This window comes from Acerihabitans sp. TG2 (genome assembly GCF_035013185.1).
Lineage (GTDB): Bacteria > Pseudomonadota > Gammaproteobacteria > Enterobacterales > Enterobacteriaceae > Acerihabitans.
Map to the genome: position 1 here is coordinate 143,836 of NZ_JAYGJO010000004.1, position 15,815 is coordinate 159,650.

At 50.1% G+C, this 15,815-nt stretch carries 15 protein-coding genes; 8 read left to right on the top strand and 7 right to left on the bottom strand.

What is annotated here, in order from left to right:
* The first annotated feature begins 179 nt into the window (after positions 1-179).
* Positions 180-1,376 carry a multidrug efflux MFS transporter gene (locus SJI19_RS05145; RefSeq protein WP_323477198.1) on the top strand — a complete coding sequence of 399 codons (1,197 nt, stop codon included), beginning with the start codon at positions 180-182 and terminating at the stop codon, positions 1,374-1,376.
* A gap of 208 nt (positions 1,377-1,584) precedes the next feature.
* Here the strand turns inward: SJI19_RS05145 and SJI19_RS05150 are convergent, their stop codons facing one another.
* Positions 1,585-2,184 carry a nitroreductase family protein gene (locus SJI19_RS05150; RefSeq protein WP_323477199.1) on the bottom strand — a complete coding sequence of 200 codons (600 nt, stop codon included), beginning with the start codon at positions 2,182-2,184 and terminating at the stop codon, positions 1,585-1,587.
* A 271-nt stretch (positions 2,185-2,455) separates the two neighbouring features.
* Positions 2,456-2,656 carry a hypothetical protein gene (locus SJI19_RS05155; RefSeq protein ID WP_323477200.1) on the bottom strand — a complete coding sequence of 67 codons (201 nt, stop codon included), beginning with the start codon at positions 2,654-2,656 and terminating at the stop codon, positions 2,456-2,458.
* A gap of 816 nt (positions 2,657-3,472) precedes the next feature.
* Here SJI19_RS05155 and SJI19_RS05160 point away from each other — a divergent pair.
* The 3 genes from SJI19_RS05160 to SJI19_RS05170 all read left to right on the top strand — a co-directional run bounded on the left by SJI19_RS05160 (position 3,473) and on the right by SJI19_RS05170 (position 5,602).
* On the top strand, positions 3,473-3,829 hold the full coding sequence (locus SJI19_RS05160; RefSeq protein ID WP_323477201.1) for a VOC family protein: 357 nt from the start codon (positions 3,473-3,475) through the stop codon (positions 3,827-3,829).
* Between the two features lie 176 nt (positions 3,830-4,005).
* On the top strand, positions 4,006-4,569 hold the full coding sequence (locus tag SJI19_RS05165) for an isochorismatase family protein (protein WP_323477202.1): 564 nt from the start codon (positions 4,006-4,008) through the stop codon (positions 4,567-4,569).
* A 109-nt stretch (positions 4,570-4,678) separates the two neighbouring features.
* Positions 4,679-5,602, top strand: coding sequence for a GlxA family transcriptional regulator (locus SJI19_RS05170; RefSeq protein ID WP_323477203.1), 924 nt, complete (start codon positions 4,679-4,681; stop codon positions 5,600-5,602).
* A gap of 17 nt (positions 5,603-5,619) precedes the next feature.
* On the opposite strand, the gene SJI19_RS05175 is transcribed toward SJI19_RS05170, so the two are convergent.
* Positions 5,620-6,615 (bottom strand): acyltransferase, encoded by a 996-nt coding sequence (locus SJI19_RS05175; RefSeq protein ID WP_323477317.1) that lies wholly within the window; start codon positions 6,613-6,615, stop codon positions 5,620-5,622.
* 239 nt (positions 6,616-6,854) lie between these two features.
* Entirely contained in the window at positions 6,855-7,877 is a 1,023-nt protein-coding gene (locus SJI19_RS05180) for a zinc-binding alcohol dehydrogenase family protein (protein ID WP_323477204.1), read from the bottom strand.
* A 139-nt stretch (positions 7,878-8,016) separates the two neighbouring features.
* Between SJI19_RS05180 and SJI19_RS05185 the strand changes: the two genes are divergently transcribed.
* Positions 8,017-8,922 carry a GntR family transcriptional regulator gene (locus SJI19_RS05185; RefSeq protein WP_323477205.1) on the top strand — a complete coding sequence of 302 codons (906 nt, stop codon included), beginning with the start codon at positions 8,017-8,019 and terminating at the stop codon, positions 8,920-8,922.
* A 477-nt stretch (positions 8,923-9,399) separates the two neighbouring features.
* Positions 9,400-10,629 (top strand): MFS transporter, encoded by a 1,230-nt coding sequence (locus SJI19_RS05190; protein WP_416347510.1) that lies wholly within the window; start codon positions 9,400-9,402, stop codon positions 10,627-10,629.
* Between the two features lie 91 nt (positions 10,630-10,720).
* On the opposite strand, the gene SJI19_RS05195 is transcribed toward SJI19_RS05190, so the two are convergent.
* From SJI19_RS05195 to SJI19_RS05205, 3 genes are all read right to left on the bottom strand, one after another.
* Positions 10,721-12,259, bottom strand: a complete 1,539-nt coding sequence (locus tag SJI19_RS05195; protein WP_323477207.1) for an aldehyde dehydrogenase family protein — start codon at positions 12,257-12,259, stop codon at positions 10,721-10,723.
* A gap of 264 nt (positions 12,260-12,523) precedes the next feature.
* Positions 12,524-13,159, bottom strand: a complete 636-nt coding sequence (locus SJI19_RS05200; RefSeq protein ID WP_323477208.1) for a glutathione S-transferase — start codon at positions 13,157-13,159, stop codon at positions 12,524-12,526.
* Positions 13,160-13,224: 65 nt separating this feature from the next.
* Positions 13,225-13,809 (bottom strand): hypothetical protein, encoded by a 585-nt coding sequence (locus tag SJI19_RS05205; protein ID WP_323477209.1) that lies wholly within the window; start codon positions 13,807-13,809, stop codon positions 13,225-13,227.
* 151 nt (positions 13,810-13,960) lie between these two features.
* On the opposite strand from SJI19_RS05205, the gene fdhD reads away from it, so the two are divergent.
* Together fdhD and sodA are read left to right on the top strand one after the other, a co-directional pair.
* On the top strand, positions 13,961-14,797 hold the full coding sequence (gene fdhD, locus SJI19_RS05210) for a formate dehydrogenase accessory sulfurtransferase FdhD (RefSeq protein WP_416347504.1): 837 nt from the start codon (positions 13,961-13,963) through the stop codon (positions 14,795-14,797).
* Between the two features lie 265 nt (positions 14,798-15,062).
* Positions 15,063-15,683 (top strand): superoxide dismutase [Mn], encoded by a 621-nt coding sequence (sodA, locus tag SJI19_RS05215; protein ID WP_323477210.1) that lies wholly within the window; start codon positions 15,063-15,065, stop codon positions 15,681-15,683.
* Positions 15,684-15,815: the final 132 nt, after the last annotated feature.

The following is a 15,815-nucleotide window of genomic DNA, read 5'->3' on the forward strand; positions in this document are numbered from 1 at the left end:
CACTATATAATAGCAAATTATTTTTTTTGGCAGTAAGTTCACTACTGATGCCCTGGCCCTTAGGTCAGATTATTTTGCTACATATTAAAGGAGAAGTTCATGCAACGAAATTTCATCAAAATGATATTATCATCACACTAATGATTAACCCTCTACCTTACTCACACGCAAAAATCCCTATGGAAGCCTGGAAGCTAAATATTGCCTCAGTCTGGTTAGGCTGCTTTTTTACCGGACTGGCCATGAGCCAGATTTTACCTTTTTTGCCACTCTATGTGGAACAATTGGGTGTTCATAGCCATGAAGCACTCAGTATCTGGTCAGGCCTGGTGTTTAGCGCCACCTTCCTGGTATCCGCAGTCGTCGCTCCGTTATGGGGCAGCCTGGCGGATCGCAAAGGACGCAAGCTCATGCTGCTGCGCGCCTCTTTAGGCATGGCGGTGGTGATCGCCTTGCAAGGATTTGCCAGTAATGTCTATCAGCTGTTTCTGCTGCGCGCGTTGATGGGGCTCACGTCAGGTTACATTCCCAATGCCATGGCGTTAGTGGCTTCGCAGGTCCCACGCGACAAAAGCGGCTGGGCCCTGGGTACATTATCCACCGGACAGGTTTCGGGTGTCATTGTCGGCCCCCTGATGGGGGGTTTTATGGCCGATCATCTTGGACTGCGGGTGGTGTTCCTGGTGACCTCAGGGCTGATGTTCACCAGCTTTCTCGTCACCTTATTCCTGATTAAAGAACGGGTGGTCAAAGTTAACAAAGCCGATCAGCTAAAAGGACGGGAGATCTTTCACTCGCTCCCTTACCCTGGGCTGATCTTCAGTTTATTTATCACCACCATGATGATCCAGCTAACCAATAGCTCCATTAGCCCGATCCTGACGCTGTTCATCAAGGATATTTCCAGTGATACCGGCAACCTGGCCTTTATCAGCGGCATCATTGCCGCAGTACCCGGCGTGTCGGCGTTGATTGCCGCCCCTCGACTGGGCAAGCTTGGCGATCGCATCGGTACCTCGCGCATCCTGATGACGGCCATGGTATGCAGTATTGTGCTGTTCTGTTTTATGGCCTGGGTTAAAACACCTTTTCAATTGGGTGTACTGCGTTTTCTGTTAGGTTTTACCGACGGCGCACTTATGCCGGCGGTGCAAACACTGTTAGTGAAATATTCGAGCAATCGGGTTACCGGACGGATCTTCGGTTATAACCAATCATTTATGTATATGGGTAACGTGGTAGGGCCGCTTATAGGCTCCAGCGTATCGGCGGTGCTGGGGTTTCGCTGGGTGTTTATATTCACGGCCGTCATGATATTAATCAATACCCTACAGCTCTGGTTAGGGGTGCGTAAACTGCCGGTCAGAAGCGATTAAATCCACGGAAACCGGCCGCCCATTTGCACCGCAATAATGCCGACACAGATAGCAACGAAACACAAAAACACCAATAAAAGCCGGGTCATTACTCACTCCTTTTCATCATCAGCTAATAAGTCGGGCTGTTTTGTAAACCCATGTGAAAAGACCGGCTGGTCTGCCGGTCCCGTCGGGTTTGCTAAAATAATAATCTACTATTAATAAACTATTTAAAAACGCGGAAACGTTCTTCGTCAGAGATGAAGGTTTTTTCGCCAGCCAGCTGTTCAATCGAGCCAAACGGCATCTGCGCCCGCAGTTTCCAACTGGCAGGTAAATGCCAGCTGTTTTTGACTTCATCGTCGATCAGCGGATTGTAATGCTGCAAGGTCGCGCCAATATTTTCCTGCGCCAGGGCGGTCCAAACGGCGAACTGGGCGATGCCGGTGGAATGTTCCGACCAGACTGGGAAATTATCAGCGTAGGCGGCGAATTGCTTTTGCAATGCATCAATGACCTGGGTGTCTTCAAAAAACAATACCGTCCCTACACCCGCAGCAAACGACGCCAGTTTGGTTTCGGTGGCGCCAAAAGCAGCCTCCGGCACAATTTTCCTCAGCGTCTCTTGGGTGATATTCCACAATTTTTGATGCTGATGCCCAAAAAGCACCACAACCCGAGAGCTTTGAGAATTGAAAGAGGAGGGGCTATATTTCACCGCCTCCTTTACCAGCGCGGCAATCTGGTCTTCCGACTGAGCGACATTTTTGCCGATGGCGTAAATCGACCGGCGACCTTTGACTACATCCAGAAAAGCGTTGCTCATGTGGCGACTCCTGTTGGAATGAATTAACAACACACGAAAAATGTCTTTTTTTTGATTTCGACGGTTAGCTTATGCTCTCTTGGGGGGGTCTGTAAATCACTCTCACCATTGTTAAGATTAACGATGATGAAGCCTGTCCACCAGCTGATCTCTGGTTCAGTTGGGCAGTCAATCCAGGCCTAAGCTAAACCGGGGAAAAGAGGTCGTGGTGCTGGTGCCTGCGGCCAGGGATAGTGGGCGGTTCAATTCAGGCTTTGGTTTTTGGTGGTTGTCATTCATTAAAAACATCAAGAAGCGAAACACTGCCTTTGGTATTCTCTATTTTTTTACAAAAACTAAAAATATCATAACCGGTTGATCTGATATGGTGTCGGAATGGATATTTTAACTTTTTATGATAGGTTTCTTGTTGTGGTGCCCCACGACCAAAGACTATTTCAATATAAGCATGTAAAAAAGGCATTTCTATCATATTCTTATTAAAAAAACCTGATATTTTTCTTTAAAAAAAACCACTAACGCCTCCAACAGAAAAAATTGACCATTGGCCATGAGACCGATAATGTCGACCCGGCATTCTGTGGTATACCCTTGGTGATATTATACTGTTCTTGCTGAACACCCTGTTTTGGGTTCCCCATTGACCTTGTAATGTAATACATTGAATTATCAATGTTCTGTTGAGCATAGTTCACTGGGTTGTTGGATGCCTGTTGAATGTATTTTACTGACTTATTATTTTTTTGGGTGGCTATGGTGTGTTGGTTCAGTCTGTTTATGAACTTCTGATTGTATATAATAATTATCAATTCCTACGGAATTCAAATAGGGATGAGAAGCAGGCACAAAACACTTCCGTGTTTATAATAATTATTTACCATTAATAGGGTATATATAATAAAAACATAAACAATTAATCATTCGTTAGCACGATACTTTATATTACTGTGGTAAACCATTCAAAGAGTTATTTACTCTATTATTGTTGTATAAAGTATGAATGGATTTCATGATGGCATTGGCATCTCTACATAATAACCATGAACTATTGAGTATACCATCATCATGATGATATTTATTTTTTGCCATTGATACATCATTTAATGATCTGCTACGACGAGGTCGGCATCGGTTAAGGCGTTAAGCCACGTGGTACCGAGTCAGTTGTTTAAAATTCAATCAAACAAACACCACCGACTGAGCCATACTTAGTCAGGCCAATGTGGTTGCTCCCAGCAACTTGGGGAGAGACGATTATGGCGGATTTTGCTTAACGAAGGAGACCTTTATGCAAGAGATCGGCGCAAATGGCCAAGTAGATTACGTAGAATTTAACGTCCGCGATATTGATCGGGCAAAAAAATTCTATGGCGACGTGTTTGAGTGGGCATTTACGGATTATGGCCCCACCTATACGGAGTTTTACGACGGGCGCATCACCGGAGGCTTTTCGTCCACCGAGGCGATAACGCCTGCTGGCGGGCCCTTGGTTATCTTCTATAGCAGTGATTTATCCGAACTGCAGAAAAAGCTCGAAGCCGCCGGGGCGGAAATTGTTAAACCTATCTTCGCGTTTCCGGGAGGACAACGGCTGCATTTCAAGGATCTGGACGGTTATGTCCTAGGGGCATGGACCGAAGACTAACCCCCTTACGTCAACATAACGGGTAATGGACTTACCCGCTTTAACCGCCCTGGATGCGGGAAACATCATCGACTTTACACTGGTCCCGAAATCCCTATATGATGTCCTGATATGTCCTGTTAATTAACCTATGCCTTTGTCATGATAGGGTCATTCTTTACTCATGGAGTCCTAAAATGGCACATAGCGCGTTATTAATCATTGATGTCCAACTGTCATTTCTGCACCGTCCTTTTTGGTCGTCATCCGATATGCCGGCATTTGAACAGGCGCTGACTGCATTGATTGAAGGATGCCAGCGCCAGGACGTCGCACTGGTGGATATATTGCATGACAATGGTGATGAGGGGGTGTTTGGGCTTCAATCGGGCTTGGTGAAACGTATGCCGTTTCTGACCCATACTCCGCAGGTGACCTTCATTAAGCATGTGCATAATGCCCTCACTGAGTCCGGACTGCACGAATGGCTCCACGCCAGGGAAATTAACCATCTGATTATCGCCGGCATACGCACCGAACAATGTTGCGAAACCACCGCCAGGGTCGCCAGCGATCTGGGCTACCGGGTGACGTTTGTGACCGCCGCGACACTCACCTTTGCCATGACTCATGCCGGGCGTACGCTCAGCGCAGCCGATCTTAAGCACCATACCGAAACCGTCCTGATCGACAGGTTTGCCGCTATCCGCACCGTCGAGCAGTGTCTTGCCGAGATAACCCACAGCGCCGTGAGCGGTTAAATGCGCATAACGCCAAAGATTGTTTAGCGCCAGCGCCTCGTGATGGATAGCGCAAGATGTCTTGCTTAGCTGGCACCGGGTGAGGTGATATATTTCAGGAGTAAGCGCGATGCGCGACGTCTATTTTTTGGTTTTGCCCTATGTTATGTCGCTTGATCTGACAGGTCCAGCTGAGGTGCTGGCTCTGTCAGGCGCCTTCAGACTTCATTATTGCGGCCCGCAAGAGGAAGTGCCCACCTCAACCGGCATGACCATCAGCCAGATCGGGCCGTTACCCGAAGAACTGCCGCCGGGGAGTATCGTGGTCATCCCGGGTGTCATTGATTCCAGACACCAATTCGACCTGGCACCGGCGCTGGCAGCGCAGGCGTGGTTATCCCGGCATCGTCAGGCCATTCATGACCAGACATGGATGTTGGTGTGCGTGTGTTCTGGCGCGCTACTGGCCGCACGGGCCGGATTGTTGGACGGCTATCGCTGCACCTCACATCACGATGTGCTGGCGCGCTTGCGTGAACAAGCTCCCGCCGCGCAGGTGAAAGAAAACCGGATCTTTGTCGAAGATCGGGGGATCTACACCAGCGCCGGAATTACCGCCGGTATCGATTTGGCGCTGTATTTAGTCGGCCAGTGGGTGGGGGCCCAACAGGCCATGTCGGTTGCCAGGGAAATGGTGGTCTATTTCCGGCGCGGCGGCGACGATGCCCAGCTTTCGCCCTGGTTATGCCATCGTAATCACCTGCACCCGGCGGTACACCGTGCGCAGGATATATTATCCCGAGAACCGGAAGCAGAGTGGCATTTAGCGCAACTGGCCAGCCAGGTGTTTATGAGCAGCCGCCACCTTACCCGCTTGTTCCGTGAGCATTTAGGAATAAGTGTCAGGGAATACCATGAACAACTGCGCTTGGCGGTGGCACAACAACGCCTGCAACAGGGATTGGGCATCGAGAAATCCGCCCTGGCCGCCGGGTTTTCCTCCAGTCGCCAGTTACGCCGAGCGCAACAGCGCAAACAAACCCAGGCGGGATAGCAACACCGCCATGGCTATCAGCTTACCCACCGACGGTGGTCGATTTTGCGCAGTCCCATAGCCAACAGTAGGCTAAGTGCCAGCGTCACCACAAAAATGTACAGAATATCCATGGCCGGATACGCTTTTTCATCTAGATCATGGGTACGAATGAAATGGATGATAAAAGCGTGGAAACCATAAATTGCCAGTGAATAGCGGGAAATCAGACGCAAACAGGGATATGAACGATGGCAACAGGCCTGTTTGAAAAACACAAACAATGCCACTGCACCGACAAAGACCAGCGGCCCACAATAAAGATAATAGGTATCAGCAAAATCACCATTGATTATCAGCTGTTTTTTTGTCCCTATCGCGACTAACGCCACGCTAATAATAAAAACCGCCGCGGCAATGACCGGGATTTTTCGCCCCTGGAAAGTGAGCAGACCAATGGCGCGGCCGAAAGCTGCATAAAGAACATAATAGAAAGTATCACCACCAATAAATAGGTTTATTGGCAATAGCATGACATTTCCCCAATGAAGCGTCACCGTATTGGGATTGGCAAGCACCGCCAGCAGTAAAATGGTAACCGCGATATAACCAGCAGATACGGCCCTGATCTGTATTAAGGGTGACAGGAAATAAATGACTATTACCGCATAAAAAAACCAGAGGTGGTAGAAGACCGGTTTCTGCAATACGCTATCTAATGCGCTCGTTGCACTCATCGGCGTTAATAATGCCATATATAACAACGCCACCAAGCTGTAAAACAGCAGACAAAGCCCCACACGCAGTAAATGTCTTTTACTCGCCGGCCGGTCGCCAAAAAACAAAAAACCCGAAATCATAAAAAACAGCGGCACAGCGACCCTGGAGGCTGAATTCAACACGTTGGCCAACAACCAGTTATATTCGCCCACCGCCAAGCCGTGGGTAACATAAAAGGTAGTGGTGTGAATCATTATCACCATCATGCAGGCCAGGCCGCGCAGGTTATCAATCCAATGTATTCTTATATCCAGATTCTCGTGCGTCATCCCATTCCCCGATGGCAATCCTAGGCTTTCTCCTCTGTATCTTAAAAGTAGGCCATCTAAGCGAAAAGCGGGAGACAAAGAGAGAATGAATTATCGAAATGTGTTAATTAGGATCCTTAGGGTTGCGTAAGGATGGTTGCACATTGACCACGTTGCGTTATGCAATGGGCGATAGGGACCCCGCTGTCCCCATCATGGCGACGCACGCACCCCATGGCGAGAGGTCAGAATTCAATAACACCCTTAATGAGATCGCGATTATTGATAACATCCCGTTCATACACCTGTGCCAGTTGGTCAAAGGTAAACCGGTGGGTCAGCATCATTTTCGCCGCTATTTTCCCCTGAGCCATTAAACGTCCTACCTTGGTAAAATCCTCTGGGGTGGCATTGCGACTCCCCATCAGGGTGGTCTCTTTTTTATGGAATTCAGTATCCGAAAACTGTACATCCCCTTTAAACAAGCCGACAAAAACAATACTGCCACCATGACGGATTAAATTAACCGTATTATTCATCGCCCGCGCGTTGCCGGTCGCATCGATTACCTTGGCGGCCAGCATGCCAGAAAATTGTTTACGTAGTTGCGTCTCAAAATCGTCATCTGACGGGTCTAACGCTACAATGCCCAGTTCCCGCTCAACGTGCGCCCGGCGTTGCGCGCTGGTGTCTGCCATCACCACCCGAGCACCGTCTGCTACCCCAATCGCCGCCGCGCCCAAGCCAATCGGCCCCGCACCGACCACCAGTAGATGATCCTTGGCCTTGATGTCTGCACGGCGCACCGCATGGGCGCTGATGGCAAAGGGTTCGATCAGGGCAGCGGCTACCGGGTCAACATCGTCAACCACCAGCAAGTTGTCCACGGGTACGGATAAATATTGGCAAAAACCGCCGTCTTGATGCACACCAATGACCGAAATTTTTTCGCAGCAATTAGTCCGGCCGCTCCGGCAAGCATTACAACGCTGACAAGCAACATAGGGAATAACCGCCACTCGTTGTCCGGCATGCAAATGAAAAACTTTATTGCCGACGCCTACAATTTCACCACATATTTCGTGCCCTAAAATTCTCGGATAGCTGAAAAAGGGTTGATTACCGGACCAGGCATGGATGTCGGTACCGCAAATCCCAACACATTTGATTTTAATCAGCGCTTCATTAGCCGCCGGAATCGGTTGAATACGCTGCCGATAGACAAGTTTCGTCGGTTCTTCGCAAACCAAGGTCATCATGGTGGTCATAACTTACTCCTTTTGTAATGTAGGGAGCCGTTATTCTCTAAAATCCTTTATCTTGACGGGTTCGCGTATTCTATTTGTGATAAAGGCCCGACAATTCAGATTTAAATTGGGTTTTAATAAATAAAAACCCGGAGGGCCAATGAGCAGAACACAGAATCTTCGTCAGAATGTAATCAATCAAGTGATCGACAGCATTGCCCGTGGACATATAAGCTCACCGTTGCCATCACAGGCAGCGTTGGCGGAAATGTATAACATAAGCCGAACCACCGTGCGTCATACCCTTAATCATTTACATCGGCGCGGGGTATTGGAAAAAGTGGGTGATTATTACAGCGTTGTCCGCACGCCATTGCTTGATGATGGATTTGATTGCATCAGCAGGCCACAGGATGAACAGAACGCCATATTTGAGGCGGCGTTTTATCATATGATAAATCAGCGTCAGCTCAGGGCGGGGGACACTTTCTCCGAACTACAACTGGCCCGATCGGCCAACGTGAGCCCAGTGGTGGTGCGCGAGTTCCTACTGCGGTTTTGTCGCTATAATCTGATTGAAAATATTCGACGTGGCCAGTGGAGGATGAAAAAATTTGACCAGGACTATGCCGAGAAGCTATTTGAATTGCGGGAAATGCTGGAAACACATGCGCTAAATCGCTTTTTAAATCTGCCTCGCGACGACGGGCGTTGGATGAAAATAAAAGAACTGCTCGACCGCCATCGACATTTGCGCGATACCATTGCCGGTAACTACCGTATGTTTTCCCAGCTCGATCGAGACTTTCATGCGCTACTGCTTTCAGCAGCCAACAACCCATTTTTCGATCAGTCACTGGAAGTCATATCAGTGATTTTTCATTTTCATTATCAATGGGATGAAAGCGATCTTAAACATCGTAACCTGGTGGCTATCGAAGAGCATCTGGCTATACTCAGTGCCCTAATTTGCCGTAACGATTTAAATGCCACCCGGGAGCTGCGCCACCATTTGGATACTGCCAAGCAATCCATGATCCGGTCAATAAACCAGTACAGTGAATAAATGGTGGAACCGTAACGGCCCAAATTACATTTTTATCGATAAAAAACCGATATAAAAAACCATTTAAACCCGATTAAGTACAGCAAACCATTGGCTATAGCACGATTCTATGACAAATCTCTGCCGGTTTGGATTGCTCCGTTTTAACCTCGTCGTCAGCCAGTGATTTTACGCATGGCTGGGGCCGGCGCCCAGAATGTATTTCGCCGGCCCCATTATCGTCTGGCTATATCTGATATTCCCGCCGCACTGAACGACTTACATCAAACTGCGAGATAGGTAAGTTTTATCCATGTGACCGGTTATCTAATAACGACGTTATAACGATGCGATACCCAGGAGTAGCAAATGGAAAAAAGTAACATCGCGTTTAACCCCGGAGTGGATCGGGAAAAACCAACCGCCCCTATTATCGCCATACCCGCTGGTGGTATTCCTTTACGTTCGGCAAGAATAAAAAATATTCAGACCACTGCAATGTTTTTATTATTTATGGCCGCGGTAATTAATTTTCTTGATCGTAGTTCATTGTCGGTGGCTAACCTAACCATCCGCCAGGATTTGGGATTAAATGCCACCGAAATAGGCATGCTGCTTTCGGCATTTTCCCTAGCGTATGGCCTGGCTCAATTACCTTGCGGCCCGCTACTCGATCGCAAAGGCCCACGCATCATGTTGGGGCTTGGCATGTTTATCTGGTCAGTGTTTCAGGCTAGCGCCGGTCTGATCCACACGTTTAGCCAATTTATTCTGGTACGCATCGGGCTTGGCATTGGCGAGGCGCCGATGAATCCCTGCGGCGTAAAAGTGATTAACGACTGGTTTAATATCAAAGATCGCGGCTTACCCATGGGTATTTTTAACGCCGCATCAACCATTGGCTTGGCGATCAGCCCACCCATTTTAGCCATGATGATGTTAACCATCGGCTGGCGCGGGATGTTTATCACCATCGGATTAATGGGCATTGTCTTATCCATCGGCTGGTATGTTTTGTATCGCAATAAAACCAGTTTTTCACTGAGCCAAGAGGAGCAGATCTACCTGAGTGCCGGCAGCGTCAGCGCCCGTGCAGAGCCTATGAGCTTTCGCGAATGGCGTGGTTTGTTTAAGAACCGCACCATGTGGGGCATGATGCTAGGATTCAGCGGGATTAACTATACTGCGTGGCTCTACCTCGCTTGGTTGCCCGGCTACCTGCAAAGTACCTATCATCTCAACCTGACGAATACCGGTCTGTTTTCGTCTATCCCCTTTTTGTTTGGCGCAGCAGGCATGCTGTCAAACGGCTTCGTTACCGATTATCTGGTGCGACGTGGTATGGCGCCGCTAAAAAGCCGTAAGCTTTGTATTGTCGCCGGCATGTTGTTATCCGCCGCGTTCACTTCCGTCGTGGCGCGGGCAGATACTACCGGCAGTGCAGTGGTATTGATCGGCATGGCGTTATTCTGCATCCATTTCGCTGGTACCTCCTGCTGGGGCTTAATCCACGTGGGGGTCACTTCCCGCATGACGGCATCGGTGGGCAGCATCCAAAATTTCGCCAGTTTTGTTTTTGCCTCCTTTGCTCCGGTGGTAACCGGTTGGATCGTCGATACCACCCATTCGTTTAATTTGGCACTGACGATTTGCTCTTGTGTCACCTTGTTAGGTGCTCTGTCCTATATCTTTATCGTTCGCGACCCAATTACCGACAGCAGCCGTTAATCACATATCAAAAGAAAGCCGGCTGATTAAACAGCCGGCGCTGATACCCGTTATCTTTCACGTGTCGGGTGTATTGGCCTTAAACGCCCGGTTAAAACAGCCCCAGTGGCTGGTCGGAGTAACTTACCAGCAGACATTTCGTCTGTTGGTAATGTTCCAGCATCATTTTATGGGTTTCGCGGCCGATTCCGGATTGTTTATAACCGCCAAAAGCAGCGTGGGCGGGATAAGCATGGTAACAGTTGGTCCAGACGCGCCCAGCCTGGATGCCCCGACCCATTTTGTAGGCTACATTGCCGTCGCGGCTCCATACGCCGGCACCCAGCCCGTAGTCCGTATCGTTTGCCAAGGCCAACGCGTCGTCCATGTCCTTAAAGGTGGTAACCGACAACACCGGTCCAAAGATTTCCTCCTGGAATACCCGCATATTGTTCTTACCCAACAGAATGGTCGGTTCAAGGTAATAACCTTCAGACAGTTGCCCTTCCAATAGCTTGCGCCGGCCGCCGGTTAAGACCTCTGCCCCCTCTTTTTTACCGATATCGATATAATTAAGGATGGTATCCATTTGGCCCGCGGAAACCTGTGCGCCAAGCTGGGTGCGGGCATCGAGGGGATTACCGCTGCGGATAGCCTCAACCCGCTTAATCGCCCGTTCCATAAACCGTTCATAAATCGATTCCTGCACCAGCGCCCGGCTCGGGCAGGTGCAGACTTCACCTTGGTTAAACGCAAACAGGGCAAAACCTTCCAACGCCTTATCAAAAAAAGCGTCTTCTTTTTCCATTACGTCGGCAAAAAAGATATTGGGTGATTTACCGCCCAGTTCCAACGTGACCGGAATCAGGTTTTGCGTGGCGTATCCCATAATTTGCCTGCCGACTTCCGTCGAGCCGGTAAAGGCCACTTTTGCCACCCGTTTGGACGTCGCCAAATATTCGCCGATTTCACCCCCGGCGCCGTTTACCACGTTAATCACGCCGGGCGGCAGCAGATCTTGTATCAGTTCCATTAACACCAAAATCGACAAAGGCGTGAGTTTGGCAGGTTTCAATACAATACAGTTACCCGCAGCCAGGGCCGGTGCCATTTTCCAGCAGGCCATCAACAGCGGGAAATTCCACGGAATAATCTGTGCCACCACGCCCAACGGCTCATGGAAATGATAAGCCACGGTGTCAGCGTCGATTTCACTGATGCCCCCTTCCTGTGCCCGCATGCAGGAAGCGAAATAGCGGAAATGGTCAATGGCCAAAGGAACATCGGCGCCGCTGGTTTCGCGGATGGGTTTGCCGTTATCCCAGGTTTCCACTGCGGCCAGCAGCTCAAGATTTTGCTCCATGCGATCGGCAACACGCAGCAGCAACGTCGAACGGGTTTGTACCGACATGGCTGCCCACTGCGCCTTTGCTTTATGGGCGGCATCCAGCGCCAGATCGACATCTCCACTACTGGAGCTGGCGATTTCGCACATCGGTTGGCCGGTTACCGGCGTAAGGTTAACGAAATATTCGCCTTTTACCGGCGCGACCCATTCCCCGCCGATAAAATTGTTATAACGCGGTTTAAGTTCGAGTGGGTAACCATACTCACCGGGTATCAGCCGGTTTTGGGACGGATTGTGGATCATGGTTTCTCCTTGACGCTTGTACTGTTACCGGTGCTGTGCCGTTGCATAGTGATCCTGCCAGCGAAAACAGCGAGCTGCATAGAACGACAGGGAACAAAACCGAGCGACAGCACAGTTACAACGAGCCAAGGCCTCATACAGCCGTTGTCCGGTTTGGTCACATGCCATTAACATTAGCCCCAGCGGCAGGCCCAGAACAGGCCTGCGGGAAAGGAATTTGAACTATTAGATAAGCTTCACACTTTATTGCCAGTAACGTTCAAGTTACATCTCATCGCCATACAATACCGCCGAGACCGGTGGTGTGGTGCGGGCAAAACTCTCACGAGCAAATAGGCGTTCTACCAGTGCGACCAATACCGGTCGATCCACGCACCAATTGGGCATGATGCGCCGATAATTAATGACGCCCACCGCGCAGGCCACCGCAATATCAGCCAGACTCAACGCAGGCGTATTTAACCAGAACCCTTCGCCGGCGTATCGTTCAAGCGCATCCAGGCCGCGACGGATTTTTTCCCGTTGGCGTAGCAGGACCTGCGCATTTTGCCCCTCGGGACTGCGCTGGCACTCGCGCACAATGGCCATCGCCGCGTCCGTCACGCCATCCGCCAGGGCTTCAATCTGCCGGACCCGCAGCGCCTCGAAAGGCTCCACCGGCAGGAGTGCCAGCTGCGGGTAAGCCAATTCCAGATAGTGGGCAATAATCGGTGAATCGAAATAATTTTCACCCTGGGAAGTGATCAATACCGGCACCTTACCTAACGGATTGACCGCCACCACATGGACATCATCAGCCCATGGGCTGGCGTTAACCAAGTCAAAAGCAATACCCTTCTCTAGCAATATCACTGATATTTTACGCACATAAGGGCTGGTATAACTGCCTAACAATTTCATCGGTTCACCTCGGTTTGCTGTCATCCACCGTTCAAGGTCAACAACTTACCAGCCATGTCCCCGGTTTATTGGAAGACCAGAGTATCGAGTATCGTTTTCACCAGGGCATCATGCTCAGCACGCGTCGCGGCGGGTGAAAGGACTTGCACCGTAATGACATTATCGCGGTAGGGCGTAATCAATAATGTACCGATAATGGCGTTACCCTTCATCACCTGTTCGCAATCCATGCGCAGAATTTTATGACCGCCGGCTATCACCGTACTCTGTGCGGTTTTTTTGACTGACGTAAACTGGGTTTTCAAGCCGGATAAGGCACCTTGTGCCATTTTGTTGAACGCCCGCTCACTGGTGTCGTTAGCATGACCTTTCAAGGTAGGCACGGTACTGATCCCAACCACTTGCGATTGCCCGGGATGGGTAAATAGCTGCACCGCCACACCGATATCCCGGGCGGTTTTATTCGCTGGCGTTTGGTCTATAAAATCCGCTGGCAACGTTAGTGTGAGGTTACCATCAAGCAGCGCGACGCCAGTTCCGTTCGAGGATGTCACAACCGGGGCGGCGGATACGGTGGTGACGCTCAGTATTGCCCCGCCCACCACCAGGCATGCCAAGGCCATTGCCACTATCATATTCATGAAACGCATGATCGACGTATCCTTATATCCATAGCCAGACGTGCTTTTAGCATAGTCGCATTTTACGCGCCGCGGCGAAACCTATAGGCATTTTGCTCATGCGCGCCATGGAGTAGACTAGATGGCATTGGACTAAGCCCCTCAATAGCGAGAAAACCACGTGAACAAACCTTTTCTCCCCCTGGATACCGACCCGACCGCGCTGGTTGGTGTATCACAGCTTGCGGTACACCAACGTGGACAGCTAGGCCGTGAGGAGCAAGATTGGGTGGCCGATGAAGTACCGGTTGCGTTGGTCTATAACGGCATTTCCCATGTGGTGATGATGGCCTCGCCCAAAGAGTTGGAGCAGTTCGCACTGGGTTTCTCTCTGTCGGAGGGGATAATTGTGTCGCCACGAGAAATCTACGGTATGGACGTGGTGCCGGCGTGCAATGGCCTGGAGGTGCATATTGAGCTCTCCAGCCGTCGCTTTATGGCGTTAAAGGAGCACAAACGCGCCATGGCCGGGCGCACCGGTTGTGGCGTTTGCGGCGTGGAGCAGTTGGAGGAAATAGGCAAACCCATCGCGCCGCTGCCATTTACCCAAACCTGGTCGCTTGAATATCTGGACTCTGCGTTGTCGCAGTTAAAAAGTGTGCAGCCTATCGGCAGATTGACCGGTTGTACTCACGCTGCCGCCTGGATCTCCCCCCAGGGTGAATTGACCCTGGGCTGCGAGGATGTGGGACGCCATGTGGCATTGGATAAACTGCTTGGCTATCGCGCACGTGCCGGTGTCATGGCCGGAGCGGCATTAGTGTCCAGCCGAGCCAGCTATGAAATGGTGCAAAAATCCGCCATGTGTGGCGTGGAAATCCTATTTGCCGTGTCGGCGGCTACCGCCTTGGCGGTTGAGGTGGCAGCGCGTTGCCGCTTGACCTTGGTAGGGTTTAGCAAACCAGGCCGCGCCACTGTTTATACCCATCCGGAACGGATTGTGGATAGCCAAACGTAAATATGTTGCTTAAAAGGAACTGATAAACGTTTTCATAAACGTTTAATTAACTATAATGATCGTATTGCTTACGTGGCGCTAACATCGCTTAGGTACCCAATAGCCTTCAAATTGCAGGAAATCGGCGACACAGCGAATCCCAGACGCTGACTTAACTCAGTGACTGGGGTGAGTGAGGACCAAGGAAGGGCCACGTATTGCCAACACACCTGCAGCTTGAAGTATGACGGGTATAGCGCCGCCCACCTAAATGGAGATGATGATTATGAGTTACACTCTGCCTTCTTTGCCTTACGCTTATGATGCCCTGGAACCCCATTTCGACAAACAAACGATGGAAATCCATCACACCAAGCACCATCAAGCCTATGTCAACAATGCCAACGCCGCACTTGAAGGCCTAACGGAATTTGCTAATTTGCCAGTGGATGAACTGATCAAAAAACTGGATCAGGTACCGGCAGACAAAAAAACTGCACTACGTAACAACGCCGGCGGTCATGCCAACCACAGCCTGTTTTGGAAAGGACTGAAACTAGGCACCACGCTGACTGGCGAGCTGAAAGCAGCCATTGAGCGCGATCTGGGTTCCGTTGATGCATTTAAGGAAGCGTTCGAAAAAGCCGCCGCCACCCGTTTCGGTTCTGGTTGGGCCTGGCTGGTGTTAAAAGACGGCAAATTGGCGGTAGTCTCTACGGCCAATCAGGACAGCCCGCTGATGGGTGAAGCCATTTCCGGCACTTCCGGCTACCCGATTCTGGGCCTGGACGTTTGGGAACACGCCTATTACCTGAAATATCAGAATCGCCGCCCTGACTACATCAAAGCCTTCTGGAACGTCGTCAACTGGGACGAAGCGGCTAAACGTTTTACCGAAGCAAAATAGTCTGCACTGAGTAAACGTCCCCTCGCAGTTAAGGGGATCAGTATGATGACTTACCAAGACCTGGCCAATGGCCGGGTCTTTTTTTAACCAAAATCATCGCAGAAAAACATTTGCCTACCCGGTGTTATTCCC